Annotated in this window: 1 protein-coding gene; it reads left to right on the plus strand. The window is 65.9% G+C overall.

Annotation, left to right across the window (positions count from 1 at the left end):
- A partial coding sequence (locus KVT38_RS34475) for an AMP-binding enzyme (RefSeq protein ID WP_483298222.1) occupies nt 1-229 on the plus strand: 229 nt, incomplete at both ends.

Here is a 229-nt window from a genome sequence, read left to right on the forward strand (position 1 = left end):
GGCATCCGGCGATCGAGGAGGCCGCCGCGCTCGGCGTGCCCGATCCGTATCGCGGGGCGACGGTGAAGGTGTACGCGGTGCTGGAGCCCGGGGCGGAGCTGACCGATGCGGACCTTAAAGCCTGGTGCAAGGAGCGCCTCGCCGCCTATAAGGTTCCTCGCATTTACGAATTCAGGAGCAGCCTGTCGAAAACGATGGCGGGCAAGGTGCTTCGGCGCAAGCTGCTCGA

Origin of the sequence: Cohnella sp. GbtcB17, assembly GCF_019091135.1 — a bacterium.
Classification (GTDB): Bacteria; Bacillota; Bacilli; order Paenibacillales; family Paenibacillaceae; genus Cohnella.